The 21869-nt window shown below is 57.8% G+C and carries 27 protein-coding genes, 1 tRNA gene and 1 riboswitch; of the genes, 4 read left to right on the top strand and 24 right to left on the bottom strand.

All coding sequences use genetic code 11. The features are described 5' to 3' along the window. Window positions 1-107: 107 nt before the first annotated feature. From FIU93_RS31745 to FIU93_RS18605, 12 genes are all read right to left on the bottom strand, one after another. The gene (locus tag FIU93_RS31745) at window positions 108-1070 is read right to left on the bottom strand and encodes a VOC family protein (protein ID WP_286202367.1); all 963 of its coding nucleotides are present in this window, start codon (window positions 1068-1070) and stop codon (window positions 108-110) included. Next, window positions 1067-1702, bottom strand: a complete 636-nt coding sequence (locus tag FIU93_RS18655; RefSeq protein WP_152506415.1) for a TetR/AcrR family transcriptional regulator — start codon at window positions 1700-1702, stop codon at window positions 1067-1069. Before FIU93_RS18655 ends, FIU93_RS31745 begins: the two co-directional genes overlap by 4 nt. Window positions 1703-1932: 230 nt before the next feature. Continuing rightward, window positions 1933-2571, bottom strand: coding sequence for an SDR family oxidoreductase (locus FIU93_RS18650; protein ID WP_286202366.1), 639 nt, complete (start codon window positions 2569-2571; stop codon window positions 1933-1935). Window positions 2572-2692: 121 nt separating this feature from the next. After that, window positions 2693-3085 carry a cupin domain-containing protein gene (locus FIU93_RS18645; RefSeq protein ID WP_152506413.1) on the bottom strand — a complete coding sequence of 131 codons (393 nt, stop codon included), beginning with the start codon at window positions 3083-3085 and terminating at the stop codon, window positions 2693-2695. 21 nt (window positions 3086-3106) lie between these two features. Then, window positions 3107-4279 (bottom strand): isovaleryl-CoA dehydrogenase, encoded by a 1173-nt coding sequence (locus tag FIU93_RS18640; protein WP_062488596.1) that lies wholly within the window; start codon window positions 4277-4279, stop codon window positions 3107-3109. A gap of 21 nt (window positions 4280-4300) precedes the next feature. After that, window positions 4301-4747 carry a GNAT family N-acetyltransferase gene (locus FIU93_RS18635; RefSeq protein WP_152506412.1) on the bottom strand — a complete coding sequence of 149 codons (447 nt, stop codon included), beginning with the start codon at window positions 4745-4747 and terminating at the stop codon, window positions 4301-4303. A gap of 3 nt (window positions 4748-4750) precedes the next feature. Continuing rightward, window positions 4751-5194: a PaaI family thioesterase gene (locus FIU93_RS18630; RefSeq protein ID WP_152507631.1), complete on the bottom strand. Its 444-nt coding sequence runs from the start codon at window positions 5192-5194 to the stop codon at window positions 4751-4753. After that, entirely contained in the window at window positions 5194-5619 is a 426-nt protein-coding gene (locus FIU93_RS18625) for a MerR family DNA-binding transcriptional regulator (protein WP_152506411.1), read from the bottom strand. Before FIU93_RS18625 ends, FIU93_RS18630 begins: the two co-directional genes overlap by 1 nt. Before the next feature lie 90 nt (window positions 5620-5709). Further along, a complete protein-coding gene (locus FIU93_RS18620) occupies window positions 5710-6420 on the bottom strand; it encodes a GH25 family lysozyme (RefSeq protein WP_022998298.1) in 711 nt (236 codons plus the stop codon). A gap of 56 nt (window positions 6421-6476) precedes the next feature. Then, window positions 6477-6899, bottom strand: coding sequence for a VOC family protein (locus FIU93_RS18615; RefSeq protein ID WP_152506410.1), 423 nt, complete (start codon window positions 6897-6899; stop codon window positions 6477-6479). Window positions 6900-7057: 158 nt separating this feature from the next. Further along, entirely contained in the window at window positions 7058-7342 is a 285-nt protein-coding gene (locus FIU93_RS18610) for a YciI family protein (RefSeq protein ID WP_152506409.1), read from the bottom strand. Between the two features lie 77 nt (window positions 7343-7419). Continuing rightward, window positions 7420-7845, bottom strand: coding sequence for an organic hydroperoxide resistance protein (locus FIU93_RS18605; RefSeq protein ID WP_055654655.1), 426 nt, complete (start codon window positions 7843-7845; stop codon window positions 7420-7422). A 149-nt stretch (window positions 7846-7994) separates the two neighbouring features. Between FIU93_RS18605 and FIU93_RS31740 the strand changes: the two genes are divergently transcribed. Continuing rightward, on the top strand, window positions 7995-8804 hold the full coding sequence (locus FIU93_RS31740; protein ID WP_152506408.1) for a MarR family transcriptional regulator: 810 nt from the start codon (window positions 7995-7997) through the stop codon (window positions 8802-8804). 311 nt (window positions 8805-9115) lie between these two features. Here the strand turns inward: FIU93_RS31740 and FIU93_RS18595 are convergent, their stop codons facing one another. Continuing rightward, window positions 9116-9709, bottom strand: coding sequence for a TetR/AcrR family transcriptional regulator (locus FIU93_RS18595; RefSeq protein ID WP_173017354.1), 594 nt, complete (start codon window positions 9707-9709; stop codon window positions 9116-9118). Window positions 9710-9758: 49 nt separating this feature from the next. Between FIU93_RS18595 and FIU93_RS18590 the strand changes: the two genes are divergently transcribed. Further along, window positions 9759-10199: a DUF1330 domain-containing protein gene (locus FIU93_RS18590; RefSeq protein WP_152506406.1), complete on the top strand. Its 441-nt coding sequence runs from the start codon at window positions 9759-9761 to the stop codon at window positions 10197-10199. 28 nt (window positions 10200-10227) lie between these two features. On the opposite strand, the gene mgtE is transcribed toward FIU93_RS18590, so the two are convergent. The 6 genes from mgtE to FIU93_RS18560 form a co-directional block, all read right to left on the bottom strand. Next, on the bottom strand, window positions 10228-11643 hold the full coding sequence (gene mgtE, locus FIU93_RS18585; RefSeq protein WP_055654668.1) for a magnesium transporter: 1416 nt from the start codon (window positions 11641-11643) through the stop codon (window positions 10228-10230). A gap of 174 nt (window positions 11644-11817) precedes the next feature. Next, on the bottom strand, window positions 11818-12186 hold the full coding sequence (locus tag FIU93_RS18580) for a hypothetical protein (protein WP_075282978.1): 369 nt from the start codon (window positions 12184-12186) through the stop codon (window positions 11818-11820). Beyond that, window positions 12179-12667: a hypothetical protein gene (locus tag FIU93_RS18575; RefSeq protein ID WP_062488588.1), complete on the bottom strand. Its 489-nt coding sequence runs from the start codon at window positions 12665-12667 to the stop codon at window positions 12179-12181. Before FIU93_RS18575 ends, FIU93_RS18580 begins: the two co-directional genes overlap by 8 nt. A 111-nt stretch (window positions 12668-12778) precedes the next feature. Continuing rightward, the gene (locus FIU93_RS18570; RefSeq protein WP_152506405.1) at window positions 12779-13378 is read right to left on the bottom strand and encodes a hypothetical protein; all 600 of its coding nucleotides are present in this window, start codon (window positions 13376-13378) and stop codon (window positions 12779-12781) included. Between the two features lie 219 nt (window positions 13379-13597). After that, a tRNA-Leu gene (locus FIU93_RS18565) sits at window positions 13598-13684 on the bottom strand. Between the two features lie 132 nt (window positions 13685-13816). Further along, window positions 13817-14083, bottom strand: coding sequence for a FliM/FliN family flagellar motor switch protein (locus FIU93_RS18560; RefSeq protein WP_022998287.1), 267 nt, complete (start codon window positions 14081-14083; stop codon window positions 13817-13819). 98 nt (window positions 14084-14181) lie between these two features. Between FIU93_RS18560 and lipB the strand changes: the two genes are divergently transcribed. Further along, window positions 14182-14889: a lipoyl(octanoyl) transferase LipB gene (gene lipB / locus FIU93_RS18555; RefSeq protein ID WP_152506404.1), complete on the top strand. Its 708-nt coding sequence runs from the start codon at window positions 14182-14184 to the stop codon at window positions 14887-14889. Between the two features lie 291 nt (window positions 14890-15180). Further along, complete coding sequence (locus tag FIU93_RS18550) at window positions 15181-17103, top strand: methyl-accepting chemotaxis protein (RefSeq protein ID WP_209010162.1); 1923 nt, start codon at window positions 15181-15183, stop codon at window positions 17101-17103. A gap of 91 nt (window positions 17104-17194) precedes the next feature. Here the strand turns inward: FIU93_RS18550 and FIU93_RS18545 are convergent, their stop codons facing one another. The 5 genes from FIU93_RS18545 to FIU93_RS18525 form a co-directional block, all read right to left on the bottom strand. Beyond that, window positions 17195-18103 (bottom strand): NAD-dependent epimerase/dehydratase family protein, encoded by a 909-nt coding sequence (locus FIU93_RS18545; RefSeq protein ID WP_152506402.1) that lies wholly within the window; start codon window positions 18101-18103, stop codon window positions 17195-17197. Then, the gene (locus FIU93_RS18540; protein ID WP_152506401.1) at window positions 18079-18945 is read right to left on the bottom strand and encodes a glycosyltransferase; all 867 of its coding nucleotides are present in this window, start codon (window positions 18943-18945) and stop codon (window positions 18079-18081) included. The genes FIU93_RS18545 and FIU93_RS18540 overlap by 25 nt, the downstream gene beginning before the upstream one ends. Before the next feature lie 8 nt (window positions 18946-18953). Continuing rightward, window positions 18954-20174 carry an NAD-dependent epimerase/dehydratase family protein gene (locus FIU93_RS18535; RefSeq protein ID WP_055654679.1) on the bottom strand — a complete coding sequence of 407 codons (1221 nt, stop codon included), beginning with the start codon at window positions 20172-20174 and terminating at the stop codon, window positions 18954-18956. Window positions 20175-20318: 144 nt separating this feature from the next. After that, the gene (locus FIU93_RS18530) at window positions 20319-20606 is read right to left on the bottom strand and encodes an acylphosphatase (RefSeq protein ID WP_022998281.1); all 288 of its coding nucleotides are present in this window, start codon (window positions 20604-20606) and stop codon (window positions 20319-20321) included. A gap of 73 nt (window positions 20607-20679) precedes the next feature. Then, complete coding sequence (locus FIU93_RS18525) at window positions 20680-21570, bottom strand: DMT family transporter (protein ID WP_152506400.1); 891 nt, start codon at window positions 21568-21570, stop codon at window positions 20680-20682. Between the two features lie 86 nt (window positions 21571-21656). Then, a riboswitch (FMN riboswitch) is annotated at window positions 21657-21830 on the bottom strand. Between the last annotated feature and the right edge of the window lie 39 nt (window positions 21831-21869).

Raw genomic sequence — 21869 nt, 5'->3', positions numbered from 1 at the left:
TGTTCCACAAAAGCAAAACGCCGCTCAACAGGTGGCGTTTCGTATTTTCCTTCTTCGCTCAAGCCTTGTTGGGCAATCAAGACAACGGGCTGTGTTTATGCTCCAATTCAGGCAGCGGCTTCCAGCCCGGCAATGTCGATCTTCCTCATCTTCATCAGGGCAGCACTGACACGGCCGGCCCGTTCCGGATTGCCAGCATGCATCAGCCGAGGCAACGCCTTCGGTACGATCTGCCAGTGAACACCGTAGCGGTCTTTCAACCAGCCGCACTGCCCTTCTTCCCCGCCATCGGCAAGGAGCGCCTGCCAAAGCCGGTCCGTTTCTGCCTGATCTTCCGTCAGTATGGAAATCGAGGTCAGATAACTTGGCTGCATATCCGGGTTGCCGTTCAGGATCATGAAAGGTGAGCCCGCCAGGGTGAACTCGGCAACAAGCACAGGTCCATTCGGATCCGGCCTGAAGACCGAACCCATCACGCTATCCGGCAACAGGGACGTATAGTACTTGGCGGCTTCTTCACCCTTCTCACTGAAGAACAGGCAAGTGCGCACCTTGGCGGAAAACGCGGGAATTGTTTGCAAGCCCTCAATGGCAATCGACCTTGCTAGCTCATCAAGCTGAGTGGAAGCGGCCTTCCAGCCTTCCTCAAAACCCATTTCCAGGTGCTTGTTCCTGTCTGCTTCCGAAGTGTGGCGAGCCCCCCATGTGAAGCGCGTACCAACACCGGGAACATCTGCCAGTTCCACATACCCGGTCATGAACGCGTTTTCCCGCGGCACATATCCTTCCGAATAGGCATCCGTGAACGTTAGCTTCTCACCGTCGACAACTTCCAGAAACATTCCGACGTTCTCGAACAGCTCCCCTTCCGGACCGGCCATCACTGTATTGAAACGCCCTCCCGGACGGACGTCCATATCGGCCTTCGGTACGAACCAGGGCTTCGGGCAAAACCACTGCTTCAATAATTCGGGATTGGTCCAGCATTGCCAGACGGCCTCGCGCGGCGCGGCAATGACGCGGCTGAGTTCCAGTGTCAGACCTTCCTTGCGAATTTCGACTTCACTCATAGCGCTCTCCCGTTTCTAGACCGGCCGAACAACAGTTCGACGTAACGTTTCAGATGATCGATGCTGTCAGTTGCTATCGATGGCGCATTGCCTGCCTTTGCCAGCACGAATGCCCCCTGGATCACGACCTGTGTGTGAAGCGCCAGGCTTTCCGCACCACCTGGAACTTCAACGCCCCGGGCTTCAGCTGCTTCTGCGATATCGGAAACCAGCGTTGCGGCGTGCCCCGTTATGCTGCGGTTGCAGGCATCGCGGATGGATGGGTTCGTGTCATAGACTTCCTGGACCATGGTCCCGACCAGGCAAGTGAACTCCGGCACATCGCCCTGCACCAGTGCCTTGCGGAAATCGAGATAGCCGAGCACCCGGTCCAACGGATCTTCGGGATCGTGATACGTCGCCTTCTCGAACAGAGCCCCGGTCGTTTCAGACCAATAGTCAGCAGCGGCAACTGCCAGATCGTCCTTCGAACGAAAGTGGTGGAAGAAGGCCCCCTTGGTCACGCCCGCCTCCCGGCACAGATCATCGACGGTGGTTGCCGTATAACCCTTCATACGGATCACACGCAGTGCCGAATCCAGCAGCTTGATCCGCGCATCCGGCCGTTTGGTCTTTTGAGGTTTCTCTGTCATACGTCACTCATACCGACCAGTTGGTATGTTGTCAATCGACTTGCTTGACGACCGTGCTGCAACTCCCTGTCACCGGCTAGCAAGGATGCGCCAAACGCGTTTGAGCGAGCGAGCGGGGTTTCTGAAATTGAGGCATTGAAAAACGAAAGGGTTCCCTGCCAACACCTGAATTGAGCGGACGAAGAACGCTTGGTGATCGCAACATGCCGGGATTTAAGCCCACGCCAAGCCTACCAGGGGATCGGCCTGCCGGTTTGATCGAAAAACCCACCGGTGTCGGCAGGCATAAGACTGGTCAGCACATCGACAAGACGCTCTGCTGCAACAGCCGGTTCCTGAACATCGAGCCCGGTTTTCGCAAAGTTCTCGGTCAAGGGTGTTTTCACCGTGCCGGGATGAAGCGCAACACAGATAGCAGAGGGATTTTTGCGTGCCAGCTCGATAGACGCCGTACGGACCAGTTGATTGAGCCCAGCCTTGGCGGCCCGGTAAGCAAACCATCCACCAAGACCGTTGTCGCCGATCGAACCGACCCGGGCCGAAAGCGTCGCAAAGACACTTCTTCCCTCTTTCGGGAGGAGTGGCAAAAAGTGCTTCATCAGCAGTGCCGGTCCAATGGCGTTGATCGCATATGAACGAGCAAGGACTTCAGGATCGAGTTCGCGCAGGCTCTTTTCCGGACGGGCACTGCCCAAGGTGAGAGCCCCGGTGGCATCGAACAGCAATCGAACATCCCCCTCTTTCTCCCTTATCCAGTCGGCACAGGCCTGGATCATGCGTTCGTCGAGCAGGTCGAGAGGTGGTGACGACGTGCGATGAAGGGCGATAACCTTGTCATAGCCGCTGCCCGCTTCAAGGTGGTCTCTCATGGCTGAGCCAATTCCGCCGCTGGCCCCAAAGATTATCGCAATTGACGTCATTCACTGCCTCACTTTCGTCGTGACAGCGATACGCAGAAAAAGCCGGATCGGTTCGCCAGCAGGATTGGTCTCAGGTGCTGCCGACCGTCGCTTCCCAGGGCCCATCAACAAATTCGGCTTCGTCATCCCCTGGCCAGGGAGGCATGGAGATACAAATGAACTGCAGAACGTTTTCACCGGTGTTGCGGTACTGGAAAGCAGTTCCAGCCGGGATATCGATGGAGACACCGGCTTCCAGGTCGACAACGCCCTGGCTGGCATCGTTGGACCTCCAGATCTGTCCATGGCCGGAAAGCACATGCCAGAACTCATGCACGGTCCTGTGACGTGTTGCGCGGTTGGTCTGGCCGACAGGAACAGTCGAATGGATCATGTTTCCTGTCGGCCCATCCATGATGAAACGGATATCGGCCCCCGCCGGAGATTTCGCGTCGGGCTTTTCGGGAAGCCGGGTCTGTTTCATGCCATTCTCCGAGTTCGGTGATCAGGCCGTCTTGTTAAAGATCTCACGACCGATCAGCATTCGCCGAATTTCGGAAGTTCCCGCACCAATCTCGTACAGCTTGGCGTCACGCAGCAAACGCCCGGTCGGATATTCGTTGATGTAGCCATTGCCACCAAGCAGCTGGATTGCATCAAGTGCCAGTTTGGTTGCGTTTTCGGCAGCGTAGAGGATTGCACCAGCGGCGTCTTCGCGCGTGGTCTCGCCCCGGTCGCACGCCTTGGCAACCGCATAGACATAGGACTTGGTGGCGTTCATGGTCACATACATGTCGGCGACCTTGCCCTGTACAAGCTGGAACGTGCCGATCGGCTGACCGAACTGCTCGCGCTCGTGGACATAGGGAATGACCACGTCCATGGCTGCCTGCATGATGCCGACGGCCCCTGCAGCCAGAACGGCGCGCTCGTAGTCCAGACCCGACATCAGCACGTTGACGCCCTTGCCAACCTGGCCGAGGACGTTTTCTTCCGGCACTTCGCAATCCTGGAACACCAGTTCACCGGTTTCGGACCCGCGCATGCCGAGCTTGTCGAGTTTCTGCGCGACGGAAAAACCGGGGAAGCTCTTCTCGACCAGAAATGCGGTAATGCCCTTCGGCCCGGCTTCCGGATCGGTCTTGGCATAGATGATCATCGTATCGGCGGAAGGACCGTTGGTGATCCACATCTTGGAGCCGTTGAGGACGTACCGATCGCCCTTCTTTTCCGCCTTCAGTTTCATGGAAACGACGTCTGAGCCAGCGCCCGGCTCCGACATGGCCAACGCGCCCAGATGTTCACCGGTCACGAGCTTGTTCAGATAGCGCTTCTTCTGGTCGTCACTTCCCCAGCGGCGAAGCTGGTTGACACACAGGTTTGAATGGGCGCCATAGCTGAGGCCGATGGAGGCGGACGCCCGGCTGACCTCTTCCATGGCAATGCAGTGCTCCAGGTAGCCCAGACCCGAACCGCCCCATTCTTCCTCCACTGTGATCCCGTGAAGGCCAAGGTCTCCCATTTCCGGCCAGAGCTCCCGCGGGAACCAGTCCTCGCGGTCGATCTTTTCTGCCAGTGGCGCAATCCGGTCCTGACTGTAGGACCGAACGGTGTCGCGCAGCATGTCGGCGGTTTCGCCGAGATCGAAATTGAAACCCGGAAAATCGTTACGGATCATCTTGATTACCTCCCAGAGTTCTTAAGGCCTGTCGTATCGGACAAAATCGCTCAAAACGCCGATCCGGTCGTAAAGCTGCCGGGCGCGCGTATTGTGATCATGTGTGTGCCAGTAGACTTTGCCGCTGGCAGACGGTTCTTCGGTCGCGGCCCTGTAGACCGCCTCGATCAGCTTGCGGCCGGCTCCGCCGCCACGAAGCTTCTCGCTGACATACAGATCTTCCAGATAGCAGGTGGACGAACTGGCCCAGGTGCTATCGTGAAAAAGGTAATGGACCAGTCCAACCAGCTCATTCTCCTGAACTGCCACGAACGCGCGGTGGCCTGCATCGGAATGCAGTCGCTCAAAGAGGGTTTCCGTCACTCCCGGCGCCAGATCCTGCTCGTAGAATGCAAGATAGGCCTTCCAGAGTTCGAGCCAGCCCGGCTTGTCGGATCGTTCCAGCGGCCTGATGGTGATATCGGTCATTCTTCAGTCCTTGACGCCGGCAACGCTCATGAGCGTGAACAGCCCCGTTGCGACATGCACCTGTTCGCCGTCATCCAGTCCGTAGACATCCGCCTTGGCTATGGTCAGCGTTCGTCCCGGTTTGACAACCCGTCCACGCGCAAGAAGCACCGGTTGTTTCGCCGGATTGAGCAGGTTGATCTTGTATTCGCTGGTCAACACCCCGAAGCCGGCGGAAAACAGCGTCAGAGCTGCATAGCCTGCCGCACTGTCCGCAATGGAAGACGTCGCACCAGCATGAAAAAAGCCGTGTTGCTGTGTCAGTTCCAGCTGCATCGTCAATTCCAGATCGACCGCTCCGGGCGAGACGTGAACTATCTTTGCCCCAAGATGGGTCATGAATTTCTGCGCGGCAAAACTGGCCCGAACACGGGGTTCCCAGTTTTCGTCTCGAGGCGAAAGATCCATCATTTGTCCTCCGGGGTCGCAACGGCGCCAGACAGTTGGTTCGGGCCTGTTTCAAGCTCGACCATGCGGGCCTTTGCACCGGCCTCGACATCGTCGAGTTCAACCAGGGTCAATTCGATATCGCGCTGTTTTTCGAGAAGTTCAGCCCGGCGGGCGGCGATCCTGTCGAGGAGCAGCCGCAGCTGGCCGGTTTCACCGGGCGCACTGCCGTACATCTCGATCATTTCCTTGATTTCGTTCAGGGAAAATCCGAGACGCTTGCCGCGAAGGATCAGTTTGATGCGGGTACGATCACCGGGTGTGTAAAGGCGTTGACGACCCCGGCGCGTCGGTGACACCAGCCCCTGCGCTTCGTAGAATCGCAGGGTTCGGGTGGTAATGTCGAACTCCTGCGTCAGCTGGGTGATGGTGTAATAACGCTGCATGCCCGCTCCTTGTTGGAGCGCACAGTTCCGTCTTTTTACGTTAAAGTCAACACGTCTATTTTAAAGCTTATATTTCATGAACTTGAGCAGTCAGGATTTCAGATTATCCAAGCTTTTCTCTGGATGAAGGACATTCAGATCGACATCGCCGGAAATACCTTTGATCGTGCCCCGGTCATGGTATTGCCAGAGCGACCAGTCTGACACATAGCCGGGGGAATGCCAGATCGACTGCGTCCAGAGACGGCGGTTCAGGCCCTTGCCCTTCAGATAGTCCAGATAAAAGTCCTCCGGCACATAAAGGATGACCTGCTTGCCGCGCCCCTGCTCGACCAGAGCAACGAAATCACTGATTTCCTGCAGCACTTCCTCGGCCGGCGGACGGCGCGCGCAGTTCCCGGTGAATTCCAGATCCACCACCGGTGCCAGCATGTCGCTGTCCTGAGGCAGAACCGACAGGAAGTTTTGCGCCTGCTCGCGGCCGGATTTGCACAAACTGAAGAAATGATAGGCACCACGCGCCAGACCAGCGCCTCCTGCTCCGGCCCAGTTGCGGGCAAAGGCACGGTCCTTGAAGTCTCCGCCCTCGGTTGCCTTCATGTAGACGAAGGCAATATCGTCCGCAGCCACCTGCGCCCAGTCGATATCACCCTGGTGGTGCGAAATATCGATGCCGCGGATCGTGTATTGGTTCCGGTCAGGCTCCCAGTTCATGAAGAAAAACGCCGCTCCGACAATCGAAATCACCCCGCCGACGGCAACGTAGAACAATGTCCGCAGGACCGCTTGCAAGAAATTCATTGCGCCACCTGTTATGACTTTCAAACGCCGTCACCCTGCCGCAAAACTGTTAAGAATCACGATAGGTAATTCGGCCAGAGCGGGGCTGCCGCCAGCTCCAGGACATTGCCGTCCGGGTCGTTGAAATAAAGGCTGTTGCCGCCTGCCGGCCATATGACCTCGCTGACAATTTCCACACCCATCTCGCCCAGGTAAGCCCGCCAGGGTTCCAGTTGGTCGGACCCGATGCGAAACGCGAAATGACTGTGCCCCGACGTATCGTGCCCGGGAACGATACCTCCAGGCGTCTCAACGTCCTCCCCGGTATGGCCGCGATGAAACACCAGAAGCGCCTGCGCGGGGCCGGCATCATAGGCAAACAGCCTTTCTCCAGCGACCATGCGCTTCAATCCCAGGATTTCGGAATAAAAGGAGTGAGCCGTCTCCATGTCGTCGACATAAACGGCGGTTTCCAGGATGCCATCAAGCTTCGGCCGCATGTTCTTAATTCTCCGCGTGAGACAGGTCGGCCCTTCTTAACACCCATCCGCCGGGAATTTCAGGTTACCCGGCAAGGTTTTCTTTCAAATCGCCATCGCCAATTGGAATTGTCGTGTGACGGCTGCATTCCGCACAGAGGTGATCGCCCGTTATTGCGTCAAATCGGGAAGTTCCGTGCGTGCATGGCCGGCTTGAATTCCGTCACGGTATATTCCGCAACGCCCGCCGACTTGAACGGGTCCTTGTTGATCGCCAGATCGACTTCGACACGGTCTGCTGCGCGCGCAAGGATCACACCACCGGTTCGCGGCTGTTTCGGACCGGACGCCAGGAACAGACCGGCCTCATACTGATCCCGCAGGAAGGACCTGTGTTCTTCCGCCAGAGCGTCTATTTCCCGCAGATCAGCAGTGTAGTGAAGATCGATAACAAAGAGGCTCACGAAAGCTCCTTTCCACCAACAGAAAGCCCAAAAAGAGGTCCGGCTCGACCACAAAAGGTCGAACCGGACAATCTGTGTCAGACGACAGTCAGCTTGACGTCAATGTTGTTCCGGGTGGCGTTTGAATAGGGGCAAACCTGGTGTGCCTTGGCAACGAGGTCTTCAGCTACAGCCTTGTCCAAACCCGGCAGGGACACTTCCAGCGCGACCGCCAGACCGAACCCGCCTTCAGAACGCGGACCGATGCCAACCGTCGAGGTGATGGACGTATCAGCCGGGACTGCAATCTTTTCCTGCCCGCCGACGAATTTCATCGCGCCAATAAAGCAGGCTGCATATCCGGCTGCGAACAGCTCTTCCGGGTTATTGCCTTCGCCGCCTGCGCCGCCGAGTTCCTTCGGCGTCGCCAGCTTGACCTTGAAGGATCCGCTCAACGTTTCCGCCGCACCATCGCGGCCGCCGGTGGCCTTTGCCTTGGTTTCATATTTCACATCAACAGCCATCTGCAGGCTCCTTTTTCTCAAATAATAAGTCATTCAGCCTTATATATCTCATACGTTTTAATCGTACACGATATAAATTACCCACATATACACACGCTTCCAATTCGTCAACAGTTGCGACCATATCGCGCGCGATTTATAAGGGGCGAATGAGCGAGACCACAAACCAGATGTCCCTGCTGGACGCGATTGGATTTTCCGCGCCGGAAGCGACTGAAAAACAAAAAAAAGACAAGCCGGCAAAAGCCGAAAAGTCTGAGAAGAAACAGCGCAAGAAGGCCGCTGCCAAGCCTGAGGCGGAAACGGCTTCCGGCGCTGAAAGCGATGACACACGCGAAGCGGAAATTGTCGTTGCCGTCGCTGAGACGCCTGTCAGCCAAGAGATAGTTGATACCGGGGAGACGCCTGACGTTTCTGCGGAAACGCAGGCTGGCGAAGATCCCGGCACCGAGCAGGCCGCATCTTCATCCGCTGCCAATGACCCTGCCAGCGACCAGGACGACGACAGTCAGAAAATCCATGATGGAAGCTTGCCGCTCGACCGGCACTTGTGTTTTGCGCTGTATTCCGCCAACCACGCGATGCACGGCGTCTACAAGGCGTTGCTCAAGGAAGTCGGGCTCACCTACCCGCAGTTCCTGGCCATGACGGTGCTCTGGGAAACAAACAACGTTCCGGTTGGTACCATTACGTCCAAGCTGCAGCTCGACACCAACACGCTGACGCCACTGTTAAAGCGGCTTGAGGCCATGGGGCTGGTCACGCGGACACGCAACATCAAGGACGAGCGCCAGGTTATCCTGAAACTGACCCGCAAAGGCCGCGCCTTGCAGAAGAAAACGGAACATTTCAGCACCTGCATCATGTCTTCGACCGGACTGAAACTGGAAGAAGTCATCGACCTTCAGGCAAAGGTCATGACGCTTCGGGACAATTTGCGTAAAGCTGGCCTGGAGTGATACCTGGCATTGAGCAGCGAGCAAAATGAGTAGCCATCAAACAGGCTCCGGGAAGTTGCTGCACCAGCACAAATCCCGGGGCCTTTTGTTTTGGCAATAACGGGTCTGCGTGACCTTTTGCAGCGCAGCTCAAGTCTTTGTCGACCGCCCCCCTCCATGGCGTCGTGTTTGTTGAATTCGACAACAAAACTTTCGACAGGAAGCAGCCATGGTCCAGGCATGGCCTGCCCGCCGAACCTTTGAACCAGGGTTTTCCACTTCGCGTCAGGTGTGTTTGCTTTTAGTGACCCACATTCACGACCTCCGCGGCATCATTTTTCCGTCAGCAATGCCTGCTGCAGTGTCCTCGTCAGGACAGCTTCCGCCTCGCCCTCATCCCAGCCGCAGTCCTGTGTCAACAGACCCCAGGCCTGCACACTGAACGACGCCCAGAGAAATTCTGAAGCCGACTTCGCTGTCCAGACGGATTGCAGCGCACCGTCGCGTTCCAGCGATCCGGTCAACACAAGCAACCATTGCCTCAGTTCCGACATCCGGTCTTCCCACGCCGCCGATGCGTCCGCATCGGTGGTTCGCAGGCGGATAAGATCCGAGGCAACCGGGTAGATTTCCTTCACGAAGCCGATCCAGACGGCAACAGTAGCATTCAGCCGTTCATGCGGCTGTGGCCTGTCAAAGGCTGCAAACAGTTTTGCCCGTATGTCGAGACGTTCATCAGCCCGCCGGACGAGCGCCAGGATCAGCCCCCCACGCGAACCAAAGTGATCGTAGACGGATTGCCGGCTGATTTTTGCGGCCTTGGCGATTTCCGCCAGCGACACGTCCGCTCCCCGCTGCGAGATGAGCGTCCAGGCACTATCGAGAATTTCCGCGCGCGTGCGTTGCACTCTGGCTTGACTTGACACGTGTAAACTTTCCTGCAATTTGACACGTGTAAAGTTATGGAGAAGCCTCATGGACGTCAAGCAACAGTCAGCCCAATTCGTAACCTGGTACGGCCCGGGAACCGACGGCACCAGCCCGACGGAAAGCCAATGGACGCAGATCCTCAGCCGGGCGAACGACAAACCCGTAACCCTGATCAATTTCTTCAAGCTGAATGCCGCCGCGAAATATGCGGACGGAACGACGGGCCAGACGGGCCAGGAAGCCTTTGCCAGTTATGCGGCTGCAAGCATGCCGGCCATGGAGCGGGCTGGTGGACGGTTCCTTTATGTCGGACCGTTTCAGGGCATGTTCCTGGGGCAGGACGAGGATTGGGATCTGGTCGCTATCGGCGCCTATCCCGATTTAACCGCGTTGATCGCACTCTATTCGGACAGCGCCTATCGCGAGGCCTTCCATCACCGCACGGCCGCGTGTCTGCGACAGAAGGTTCTGGTTTGCGGTGACTGACCTTTAAACGAGGCCTGCCGATTGGAGGCTAGAACGGCAGGCCGAACCAAAGAGCCGCGATGCCGAGAAAGGCGAAGAAACCGACCACATCTGTTACCGTCGTCACGAAGACGCTCGAGGCGATCGCCGGATCGACGTTCATCTTGTCGAGCGCGATCGGGATCAGAAGGCCGGAGAGACCCGCGAACAGCAGATTGATCACGATCGCACCACCAATCACTACGCCGAGCCCCGGACTGCCAAACCACATCCAGGCAGTCACCCCGATGAGGATGGCCAGGGCAACACCGTTGAACACACTCACCAGAATTTCGCGGTTGAGAACGCGCAAAAGATTGCGTGCACCCAGTTCCTGGGTGGCAATACCACGCACGGCAACGGTCATCGTCTGGGTGCCGGCGTTGCCCCCCATGGAAGCGACGATCGGCATCAGCACCGCCAGCGCCACCATGGCCTCGATCGTGTCCTCGAACAGCGCAATCACCACCGAGGCAAGCACGGCAGTGCCAAGGTTGACGACCAGCCAGGTCAGCCGCGAGCGCGCAATGGTCATCACATTATCGGAAATCTCTTCATCACCGACACCGGCCAGGGCACGCAGGTCTTCTTCCGCTTCTTCCTGGATGACGTCGACGATGTCATCAACCGTCAGAACACCGACCAGGCGGTCGTTCTCGTCCACAACGGCGGATGAAACGAGGTTGTAGCGCTCAAACCGGCGGGCGACCTCTTCCTGATCTTCCGTCGCGAGCACCGCCTGGCGAGTCTCCTCCATGATGGAAGTGACCTTCTCGTCCCGCTTGGTACGCAGGATCTTGTCCAGGTGAACGGACCCGAGCAGTTTGAACGTCGGATCGACCACGTAAATTTCGTAGAAGCTGTCCGGAAGGTCGCGGGCCTCGCGCATGTAGTCGATCGTCTGACCGATGGTCCAGAACGGGGCAACCGCAATGAATTCGGTCTGCATGCGCCGGCCGGCGCTTTCTTCCGGATAATCCAGAGCCTTTTGCAGCTGGGCCCTGTCCGCATAAGGCAGTTCTTCCAGAATCGCAGCCTGGTCGTCCTCATCGAGGTCTTCCAGAATGTAGACCGCATCATCCGAATCGAGCTCGCCCAGACCTTCGGCAATGACTTCCGTCGGCAGGTCTTCCAGAACCTGCAGACGCACCGCCTCGTCGATCTCGGTCAGCGCGGTATAGTCGAAGTCCTCGCCCAGAAGCCGGATGAAGGACGCCCGATCCTCCGGATCCAGCGTCTCGAGAAGATCACCGGTGTCAGCTTCGTGAAGATCGGCGGCAAGGTGCCTCAAGCCATCCTGATCGTTCGCCTCGATTGCCGCTTCAACAGCCGCAATGAACTCGCGATTGAGATGCTCATCCTCGTCGCGCACCGGAATGTCGGGAACGGGAGAGGCGGTGACATCAAGCTCGGATGCTTCACTCATCTGGCGCCTCCCCTCAAAACGCAACGAACTCTTCCGGCGAAAGGCACCGGACACTCCTCACCAGATCTAGCGTTTGCGGCGGCAAAGCGCCACCGGAAAAGCGAAACCGGTCCACAGACTTAACTCCGAAATGCCGGTCTGGTTCAAAAGCCTGCCAACTTTCCTTGAAGTCCTTCAACGCCTCTCGGGGCCGCTGCATCCCTTGTCCGCTGCAACGCTTCGCAAGTGATCGAGATAGTCACGCGTATCCTGTGGCAGAATGGCCTCGTCATCGGATATGCATCGCTCCGCACGGCGGAATGCGCGGCGTGCTCTTTCGCTGGCAAGACACACTCTGCCTGCAGCCAGCACCTCCTGCTCGACATACCAAAGCTGCTGGCACGTCATCGCGCCAAACCTGCCCGGATCAACGGCAGGATAAACGGAAAGTGACTGCGCAAATGCCGCTGGCGACACAAATGCAAGTGCCAGCCACACGAGAACGAACCTGGTCCGGAGGGCTTTCAGTCGCTCCGCAATGCCCTGTCTCACACCTTCACGCATGGGCGGGAAGCTGCCGATTGGTTGGCGCTGTGTCCGACGTGAGCGCGAGCGCATAGAGCAGCGCAAGCGTGACGCCATAGCGGAACGATGAATAGAGGCTGCCGGCCAAGACCATGAGCAGCGTGCTGTTCGGCATTGCGGGAAGGACGTAGGTAAAAAACAGGATTGCCGAGACGGCAGTCAAGGCGACGCAGACCAGATACGCTTTCCAGGCAATCAGCGGACGAAACACCACAAGAAACAGCACGACGATCATCGCAGCCCCTTCCGCGCTCGTCACGAGAAGTTTCCAGAGCCCCGGCTCGCTCAAGAGACGCGACAAGAAGCTGCCCCATAAAGCGCCACTCGGCACAGTGACAAGCCAGAAATCCTTTACGGCGTAAATTTCGGGGAAGAGCTGTATCAGCAACAGGCAGATGACGAGCGTCAGAATCATGCCGCGGATCACCCAGCGCCAATCCGGCCTTGCGATATCGGACATGTCATCCCTCCCGTGTTTTCTCAATGACGGACAACAACACGACAAAGCGTCATCAAGAGCCCTTCAGAACCGCTTCCACAGCCAGTGCGGACACTCGCCGCAAAGGCCGCATCACTCGACCTCGCACTCCGGCGGCCGCGTATCCATGGTCCAATCCTGTACAGGCAGGGCACCGAGTGAAGTCTTGAAGTTCTTCCCGTTCAGGACTCCCTTGCCCGTCAGAAGGTTGACGTCACACTGCCCGTTCGCATCCGGATCCAGCGTATCGTAGTAGGAATAGGTGTATCCGGCGACCCGGAAGACGCCGTTACGATAGGCAATGGTCAGGACCTGTTCCCAACGGTTGCGTCCGACAGCCGAATTTTCCGAATAGATTTTCAACGAACCGTGTTCGGTTGCTTCCATCCAGGGCTCCTGGCCGTACATGCCGCCGCGCCACACCATGTCTTTCGCATGGGCAACCTGTTTCCAGCCCTCTCCTGCGTCCGTAAAGACGTAGAGATCGGCGCCTTCTTCCGTTTCAACGAGGATTGCACGAAAGCGATTGATATCGCCGTCGACGGGAGACGTGACTGCACCGGCAATGGCACCGGCCGGGACCATTGCCTCCTGCACTTTCTCTTGTTCTTGCGCCTGAAGCGGACCTGCCAGCAAGCTCAGGGTCATCATTGCGGCGCAGGACGAAGTACTGATGGAACGGAAATTGAACACGTGCGGCTTCCTTCGATTTCGCATGAATGTGCCGGACCGGTTTTTGCCAGTAGCCCGCTGAGGCTGTTCCTTGCAGAAAAGCACATCGCAACAAACCCAAAAAGCCGGTATCTGAATTTTCCCAGAGCAATCAGGTATTTTGCGGGCAGTGCGGAAAAGCAAAAAGGCCGCCCGGAGGGGCAGCCTTTTGAGGAAGCATCGGTAGAAATGCTTCGAATATGGTGCGGTCGAGAAGACTCGAACTTCCACGGGTTTTACCCCACAGCGACCTCAACGCTGCGCGTCTACCAATTCCGCCACGACCGCATATTCGATTGTTCCCAGCGCCTCTCAGCGTCGAGGCGCTCCATGTAGCAAAAGGAATTTGGGGGCGCAAGAGGCCTTTTTGCATTAATTCACAGGCACGCGATTTTTCTTATGCAGAAATGCTTTAGTCCCTCACAGAGGGCCATCGGTGCGCATCGGCCGGATGTCCGGCGGACGCATCAGAACTTCCGTGATCGAGATGCCTATCCGCTCACCGAGCAAAACCACCTGCCCCTTGGCGACCAGCGTATTGTTGGCATAGATCTTCACATCGTCGTCTTCGGCCACATCAAGGTCGATAACGGCGCCACGCCCCATACGTAGTAACTGGTGGACAGGCATCTCGTTCTCCCCGAGAACGACGGAAATATCGACTTTGATTTCATCGAAGGTAGTCATCGGACGCCTTGATCCTTAAATAGGGCAACTGACCCGCCAGCGCTTAACCATACCACGGCATGGCAAGCCAGCTCAAAAAACAATGAAGTGTCATCCACATGTCACCCGCCGATAGAGACGCTCTTTCCCTTAGTTTTCTGCCAATTTCCGGCTCGCGCCCGGTCGAATGGCGGATTTCCGACGAACTGGTCGATTATGAGACCGCTCTTCGGGAAATGGATGAAAGGGTCCAGAGAATCATTGCCGGCGAAGCCGACGAACAGGTCTGGCTGCTGGAGCACCCCCCGCTCTACACCGCCGGCACCAGCGCCAAGGACAGCGATCTTGTCGCTCCCGACCGCTTTCCGGTCTACCGGACAGGGCGCGGTGGACAGCACACCTACCATGGGCCCGGGCAACGCGTAGCCTATGTCATGCTCGATCTGAAGCGGCGTCAGCAGGATGTGCGGGCTTTTGTTTCCGCACTTGAAGCCTGGCTCATCAGCACGCTCTGGCACTATCACATTCGCGGCGAACGCCGGGAAGACCGCGTCGGCGTCTGGGTGCGCCGGCCAGGCCGCGGGGCGACGGTCGAGGACAAGATCGCCGCAATCGGCATCCGCCTGCGCAAATGGGTCACGTTCCACGGCATCAGCTTCAACGTGGAGCCTGAACTGGATCATTTTGACGGCATCGTGCCCTGCGGCATTACCGAACATGGCGTGACCAGTCTCGTGGATCTCGGCCTGCCTGTTACCATGGCCGAAAACGACAGCGTCCTTCGGGCCGAATTTGAAAAGATATTTGGCCCCACGGTTTCCGTGTGAAGCCACTCGCGCGGTGGAGGCTTCAAACGTGTGCATTGAACTCTAGGTAATATCGAATTCAAACTCGAGTTGTAGCAAAAACAAAAAAGCAACCTCAAGAAATTCCATTGTTATTTTTGCGAGTAACATTCAAAATCGCATGAAGTTTTCATTTTTTTAGTTCAAAGACGGCTTGGAAACCGGTCGGATTTAGTATTCCTTCATTCAGATGAGCGAATACAGACACAAACCTTCTCAACCATGGGAATGAAGTTTGTGACCCAGGCTCTCTCAGTTCGCTCCCGTCGGAGCGTGATCACCAAAATCCTGCTGGCAGCCGCCGGCGTCATTGTTCTGATCTTCGCCGGCTTCGGCCTCTTCAACGACACCCTTCAGCGCAACGCAAAGACGGACGAAGTTCGCGACTACATGACCGGTGTCGGCCAGTCGGAAGTCAATATCGTCACAAACTGGTTCGAAGCGCGCATGCTGCTCATCGAGGCGTTGTCCGAACGCATTGCCAAGCAGCCCGAGGTAACGCCCGAGTTCTTCGACCTCAAGACCCTGACCAGCAATTTCAGCGCGACCTATTTTGGTGTGGAAGCAGACGGCGCCTTCAACATGTGGCCGCCGGCAGATCTGCCCGAAGGCTACGATCCGCGCGTGCGTCCCTGGTACAAGGATGCCGTCGCAAAAGGTGGACCCGTGATCACCGCCCCCTATCAGGACGCCTCAACCGGCAATCTCATCGTGACGGCTGCAACACCGGTAAAAACCGGCGGCACCCTTTCCGGTGTGGTCGGTGGTGACTTTGACATCACCACCTTGGCGAACATGCTTGCCTCGTCGAACATGAGCGGCCTCGGATACGTCTTTGTGGCTAACTCCAAGGGCACCATCCTGGTGCACCCGGACAGCAACATGATTTCCAAGCCGCTCAGTGAGCTGTTTCCCAACGAGCCGGTCAAGGTCAGTGCAGAACCGCAATACGCGTCCAGTGTGAATGGCGACCGTATTGTCCAGTTCGTTCCGGTCACCGGTTTGCCGGTCGACTGGCAGATTGGCCTCTCCGTTGATCGAAACGCCGCCTTTGCGAGCCTGACGAGCTTCCGCTATTCGGCACTCTTTGCGACCGTGATTGCAACCGTGCTGATGCTTGCCATCCTCGGTACCTTGTTCCAGACACTGCTGGCCCGTCCGCTCGCGTCCGTGACCAGTTCAATGGCCCAGATTGCGGAAGGCGATCTGGAAACCCCGGTCCTGGGCCTGGAGCGGAACGACGAGATCGGCTCGATCGCCAATGCCGTGGAGGTGTTCAAGACCAACGGCAAGGAACAGCGTCGCCTGGAAGCCGAACGCGCGACCGAGCAGGAAGCAAAGCATCGCAGGGCAGCAACCGTCGACCAGTTGCTTGGTGGTTTCAACCAGGAAATCCGCAGCGTTCTGGAAACCGTTTCCAACGCCACAGAAGAACTGGAACGCACCGCCCGCGAGTTGGCGCAAACTTCCGAACAAAGCTCGACCGATGCGGAATCGGCTGCCCGGACTACCGGCGACACTGCCGCCAATGTCCGCTCGGTTGCCGCAGCCTCCGAGGAACTGACGTCCTCTATCGCCGAAATCGCCCGGCGTGTTGAAGAGCAGGCCGGCATTTCCGAACGGGCCTCCAGCGCGGCTTCCCAGACGGATCAGACCGTACAGAGCCTGGTGGCGACCACCGACCGGATTAGCCAGATCGTCAGCCTGATCAACGACATTGCTGCCCAGACCAACCTTCTGGCGCTGAACGCCACCATTGAGGCGGCCCGCGCCGGTGAAGCCGGCAAAGGCTTTGCGGTTGTTGCATCGGAAGTGAAATCCCTGGCCAACCAGACTGCCCAGGCGACAGAGGAAATCGCAATGCAGATCCAGGCGATGCAGACAGTTTCGAACCGCGCTGCTGAAGCCATCCGCGATATCAGCAACGTCATTGCGGAAATGTCCGAGATCTCCAAGGACATCTCTGTGTCGGTTGAACAGCAGAGCCTGGCGACCAACGAGATTTCGCGAAACGTCAACGAAGTCTCCACGGGTACGGACGCCATCTCCGAGACGATTATCCAGGTCTCCAGCGGCGCTCAGTCAACCGGCCGAAACGCTGCGGATGTTCTGTCTACAGCAGAGGCACTAACTAGCGAATCCGCCAACCTCAGCTCGAAAGTCGACCGCTTCTTCGACGACATCCGCGCTGCCTGATCTGGCACAAAGGCAACTGGAAAAGGCGGGCCGTTGAGCCCGCCTTTTTTGTTGCCATACCGGCAAACAAAGCTCGCTCAAGAGCTGAGCATCAGGTGCCGGCCGCACCGCGCCCGGCTATTGAACGCAGAAACACTTTCAGCTTTTCAGTTCCACCCGGCGACCAGCCAATTGCCCGCAGCCGGTCTGTCGTCATTTCGCCTGGCGCCTGGTCCGATGCTGCCGGCACCTCAAGGTTCAAACCTGCTTCGGCCGCATAAAGTGCCAAGAGGTCCTGGCGGTCGAGCAGAAGATCCGAGACGTTGTAGATCTGAAATGGTTCTTCATTTTCCCGTCGCTCTTCCAGAACCAGGGCAACGGCAGCAGCAAGATCGTCCCCGTGAACTTCCGTTCCCCTGCGCGGGGCAATCGGAATACCGGATGCAAAATCCCTGAAAAGCCCCGACCATTTGTGGTCTGCCGAGCCTGACCCAGGGCCGTAAACACCGGTCGCGCGCAAAACGATGCCGCGCATTCTCTGGCAGCATAACGCCTTGAGTGCCGCTTCCCCTGCAAGTTTCACCTCGCCATAAAGCGTATCGGGTGCTGGTGCATCCGTTTCCGTGAGCTTTTCGCCTTGTCGGTGATCACCGTAAACAGCCCTGCTGGAGAGGAAAACGACTGTCCGGCATCCCATCTTCGCGGCCGCTTCAAAAAGACGTCGGGTACCGTCGACATTCAGCTTCCTGAACCGCTCAGGTTCGTCACCTTCACCGCCCCGGAACTTGCCGGGCTCATGGACCAGCGCACAATGAACGAGTGCATCGGCTTGCGGCAGTTGAGGATCCGGATCAGCAAGGTCATAGGCCTGAAAGGCTGCCGCGACGCCGTCAACCGGACGTCTGCCAAGAAGCGTAACCGTGCAGCCATCGTCAAGCAGCCGCTTCAGGATGAATCGGCCAACCGTTCCGCTCGCTCCCGTCAGAAGTACATGCATCAGGACGCCTGCTTTGCCGCCCACTCCAGAGGTCCTGGCAGGCCGGCCATATCGTCCGGAATGTCGACCCCGGTCGCAAAAGCCTGCCAGAGATCGATCAGAGGACGCAACTTGGCGGTCTTTTCATGCCCCTCCTGCCAGGGCTTTTCATACTGGTAATGCAGCACATGGATCTGCTTCCAGTTCCAGAGTTCCGGCAGGTTGAACCAGACATACTGGAGCGTGTTGAAGAACACCGGCAACCCGTGCCAGTCGGGAAAATAGTCTTCCAGAAACGTCTGGTCCGTGCGCCGCCAGAAGGCCTCCGGCCTGTCCAGACGCGCCAGCATGGCCTCGAACGTGGTCCTATTCGGCCGGGCGGTAAAGACACCGCTGTTCAGACGGTGGAAGTCCTGCAGGCTTTCGTAGACGTTCGGCGCTGCGCAGAACTCGGGATAGCCAAATAGCTTGTCGCAGTTCTGCAGCACGATGGCATCGGCATCGATGAAGATGACCCGGTCATATTCCTCGAGTTGCCACAGCCGCAGCTTGACGAAGTTGTCCAGAGGCGTGTGAAAGACCGGCTTTCCGCCCTTTGTGAACGGGGCCGCCTTGTGAATGCGGCCGCGTTCATGGCGCGCGTTGAAGCTTTCGCTCGTTGGCAGGCGCTCACACCGGCCAAGCCGAGGTCCGAATTCCGCAAGGGCGGCAAGATCCGCCTCACCGACCCCGGGTGTGTAGAGGACCACGAGGTCGGCTTCGGTTCCCGAATGCCGGAGCGAGCGCAGAAGCGCTTTCGCACCGAGCACATAGTCCCGGTTCGTCACCAGTGTCACATAGGCAAATGTGCTTCCAGGTGCCCTGTCGAACTGAGGAGCGTCTTGCATTCCCGGCCTCAGGAGACGGACTTCAGACGCGGATGTTCCGGATCCCGTTCGATCTCGTCGGCAATTTCCTTGGTCCAGGCGGACACTGCCGGTACTCGGCTGCGGTCGACGCGGTAAGCGAAGTTCTTCGCGACGTCCACCACCTCGCTCAACAGGCCTTCTTCCAGCGTGATCGGATTGAGGCCCAGTTCCAGGAACTGCTTGTTCTCGACGACCAGATCGTTTTCTGCCGCTTCCTTCCGCGGGTTTGGCAGATAGGCAACCTTCGCGCCTGTAAGGCGGGAGATCAGCTCTGCCAGATCCCGCACCCGGTGGGTCTCGGTCATCTGGTTGAACACCTTGACGCGGTCGCCCTTTTTCGGCGGGTTCTTCAATGCCAGTTCAATGCAGCGAACCGAATCCTGGATATGGATGAAAGCCCGTGTCTGGCCACCGGTGCCATGAACCGTCAGCGGATAGCCGATGGCTGCCTGGATCAGGAACCGGTTCAGAACCGTGCCATAGTCACCGTCATAGTCGAACCGGTTGATCAGCTGTTTGTGGCGAAGGGTCTGTTCGGTATGCGTACCCCAGACGATCCCCTGGTGCAGGTCGGTGACCTTTAGCCCGTCGTTCTTTGCGTAGAACTGGAACAACAGCTGATCCAGGCACTTGGTCATGTGATAGATCGAGCCGGGGTTGGCCGGATAAAGGATTTCCTGAGCCGCTTTGGAGCCGTTCAGGGTCTCGACGTCAACCGACAGATAGCCTTCCGGAATTGCCGCGCCGACACTGGAATAGCCGTAGACGCCCATGGTGCCGAGGTGGACAAGGTGCGCATCGAGATCCAGCTCCACCATCGCGTTGAGCAGATGGTGCGTGGCATTGACGTTATTGTTGACCGTGTAGTTCTTGTGCTGATCCGATTTCATCGAATAGGGCGCAGCGCGCTGTTCGGCGAAATGGATGATGGCGTCCGGCCGGTTCTCAGCAAGCCAGGCCTTGAACACTTCGTAGTCGCGGGCAATATCGATCAGGTGGAACCGGATTGTATTGCCGGTTTCCTGCTTCCAGATCCGGGTGCGTTCCTGGATCGAATCCATGGGCGTCAGCGATTGCACGCCTAGTTCGGCATCGATCCAGCGACGGCTCAGATTGTCGATGATATGAACTTCATGGCCCTGATCCGACAAATGCAAGGATGTGGGCCAGCCGACAAAACCATCACCGCCAAGTATCGCAATCTTCACTGAAAATCTCCCGGTTTCACGTTTCGGCACCGACCGCGCGGCACCGATTGCTTCATCTGAAAGATCAGATCATTGCGATATTTCCGTGACAACTCAACTTCGAATGTCGCGATTGATATAGAAAAGACGATTGGCCACAGCCGGTTAAGCCGTATCGCGCACCTCGAAGGCACCCGAGCAGGGCTCTACCGGCTCAAGGTCCTTGACCAGGTTTACCCTTGCAAGAGACGGCCCATGCCAGAGCACATCCAGCATGTCGACAACGGTATCGGACGGGCCTGAAAACACGGCTTCGACCCCACCGGAGCTGAGATTGCGCACCCAGCCGGCCAGTGCCCTGTCTTCAGCTTCACCCGCACACCAGGCGCGGTACCCAACACCCTGGACCCTGCCCTCAATCAGCACGTGAACGGTCAATGGATCGGCGGTCATTCAGGTCTCCGAAGTTCGCGATGCTGCAAAAGCTTAGTGCAAACCTGCCTGTTCGCAAACGTCTGCGTGTGCTTCAGGCTGTGGACACTTGCGTATCGCGCTTTTGCTCGTCCAGCATGACCAGCAGCGACGCACCGACAATCACCAGCGCACCCGGCCAGAATGCACCGCTCGGGGCAAAACCGAAAGCGAAGAAGCCGACCGCGATATTAAGCGGAAGCTTCAGGTGGTCGAAAGGCTGCACGAAAGCCGCATCGGCCTTCTGGTAGGCAAGGGTCAGCAGGTAGTTTGCCAGCACCGTCAGGGCGCCGGCCCCCACGAGCAGCCACAGCGCCGGACCGGTTGGCACGATACCGCCCTCTCCCAGCGCAAGCAGTGCATTGACCGGTGTCAGGAGCAGCAGCAGGTAGATGGTGATGGAATCGGCATCTTCAGTTGCAGTCAGCTTTTTGGTGACGAGCGAAGTTCCTGCCCAGAATGCAGCTGCCCCGACCGGCAAAAGTGCTGCCAGGCTGAAGCCTTCCGTCCAGGGCTCCAGAATCACCATGCCACCGGAGAAGCCTGCCAACGTCGCGAGCCACCGGATCAGGCCAACCCGTTCCCTGAAGAACAGCTTGGCGCCGATGATCACGAAAAACGGCGAAGTCATCACCAAGGCAATTGCCTGCCAGATCTCGACCTGCGCAAGACCGGCGACCCACAACTGGATCCCGATCACCGCAAGAACACCCCGCGCCAGATGCCATCCGATCTGATGTGTCTTCAAGGCGGAAAAGCCGCGCCGCAGGACGAATGGCAGGCCAACGAGAAGGCCCAGTGCATATTGCCAGAAGGCCGCGGACGTTGACGGCACGCCCAGTTGCATGGTCGAGGCCTGCAGGGCGCCGTTCACGATGGCAAACGAAGCCCCTGCCCCGATCATGGCAAGCGCGGCAAATATGGGCTTCTTCGAATTGTTTGACATGGGCGTCCTATCTGCGATCCGTTCCGTCATCGTTCAGAACAGTCTCAAAAGACACACGCCCACCGGCCATCATCAAATGGCGGCGGTCAAGTTCTCTCTCATCCGGACTTTCGGGCGGCTTCGTTTGACGCCACCTCAACCGTCGGCTCCGGCATCTCACCGGATCTGCTGACCTTCGAACATCTTATCCGAAGCGCTCGCGGGCTCCGGGTTTCCCCGATACCGCCGGTGGGGAATTTCACCCCGCCCCGAGAACTGCTCTCCAAGAGCTTTCAGTATCCCTGAAATAGACAGGATGC

The sequence above is a fragment of the Labrenzia sp. THAF35 genome (genome assembly GCF_009363595.1).
GTDB lineage: Bacteria > Pseudomonadota > Alphaproteobacteria > Rhizobiales > Stappiaceae > Roseibium > Roseibium algicola.
The sequence above is the reverse complement of the archived record's forward strand: the minus strand, read 5'-3'. Positions and strand labels throughout refer to the sequence as shown.

Coding starts and splice junctions, on each gene's coding strand:
- FIU93_RS31745 (WP_286202367.1), bottom strand. CDS start 1,070: ATGAGTGAAGTCGAAATTCGCAAGGAAGGTCTGACACTGGAACTCAGC.
- FIU93_RS18655 (WP_152506415.1), bottom strand. CDS start 1,702: ATGACAGAGAAACCTCAAAAGACCAAACGGCCGGATGCGCGGATCAAG.
- FIU93_RS18650 (WP_286202366.1), bottom strand. CDS start 2,571: ATGAGAGACCACCTTGAAGCGGGCAGCGGCTATGACAAGGTTATCGCC.
- FIU93_RS18645 (WP_152506413.1), bottom strand. CDS start 3,085: ATGAAACAGACCCGGCTTCCCGAAAAGCCCGACGCGAAATCTCCGGCG.
- FIU93_RS18640 (WP_062488596.1), bottom strand. CDS start 4,279: ATGATCCGTAACGATTTTCCGGGTTTCAATTTCGATCTCGGCGAAACC.
- FIU93_RS18635 (WP_152506412.1), bottom strand. CDS start 4,747: ATGACCGATATCACCATCAGGCCGCTGGAACGATCCGACAAGCCGGGC.
- FIU93_RS18630 (WP_152507631.1), bottom strand. CDS start 5,194: ATGGATCTTTCGCCTCGAGACGAAAACTGGGAACCCCGTGTTCGGGCC.
- FIU93_RS18625 (WP_152506411.1), bottom strand. CDS start 5,619: ATGCAGCGTTATTACACCATCACCCAGCTGACGCAGGAGTTCGACATT.
- FIU93_RS18620 (WP_022998298.1), bottom strand. CDS start 6,420: ATGAATTTCTTGCAAGCGGTCCTGCGGACATTGTTCTACGTTGCCGTC.
- FIU93_RS18615 (WP_152506410.1), bottom strand. CDS start 6,899: ATGCGGCCGAAGCTTGATGGCATCCTGGAAACCGCCGTTTATGTCGAC.
- FIU93_RS18605 (WP_055654655.1), bottom strand. CDS start 7,845: ATGGCTGTTGATGTGAAATATGAAACCAAGGCAAAGGCCACCGGCGGC.
- FIU93_RS31740 (WP_152506408.1), top strand. CDS start 7,995: ATGAGCGAGACCACAAACCAGATGTCCCTGCTGGACGCGATTGGATTT.
- FIU93_RS18590 (WP_152506406.1), top strand. CDS start 9,759: ATGGACGTCAAGCAACAGTCAGCCCAATTCGTAACCTGGTACGGCCCG.
- mgtE (WP_055654668.1), bottom strand. CDS start 11,643: ATGAGTGAAGCATCCGAGCTTGATGTCACCGCCTCTCCCGTTCCCGAC.
- FIU93_RS18580 (WP_075282978.1), bottom strand. CDS start 12,186: ATGCGTGAAGGTGTGAGACAGGGCATTGCGGAGCGACTGAAAGCCCTC.
- FIU93_RS18575 (WP_062488588.1), bottom strand. CDS start 12,667: ATGTCCGATATCGCAAGGCCGGATTGGCGCTGGGTGATCCGCGGCATG.
- FIU93_RS18560 (WP_022998287.1), bottom strand. CDS start 14,083: ATGACTACCTTCGATGAAATCAAAGTCGATATTTCCGTCGTTCTCGGG.
- lipB (WP_152506404.1), top strand. CDS start 14,182: ATGTCACCCGCCGATAGAGACGCTCTTTCCCTTAGTTTTCTGCCAATT.
- FIU93_RS18540 (WP_152506401.1), bottom strand. CDS start 18,945: ATGCAAGACGCTCCTCAGTTCGACAGGGCACCTGGAAGCACATTTGCC.
- FIU93_RS18530 (WP_022998281.1), bottom strand. CDS start 20,606: ATGACCGCCGATCCATTGACCGTTCACGTGCTGATTGAGGGCAGGGTC.
- FIU93_RS18525 (WP_152506400.1), bottom strand. CDS start 21,570: ATGTCAAACAATTCGAAGAAGCCCATATTTGCCGCGCTTGCCATGATC.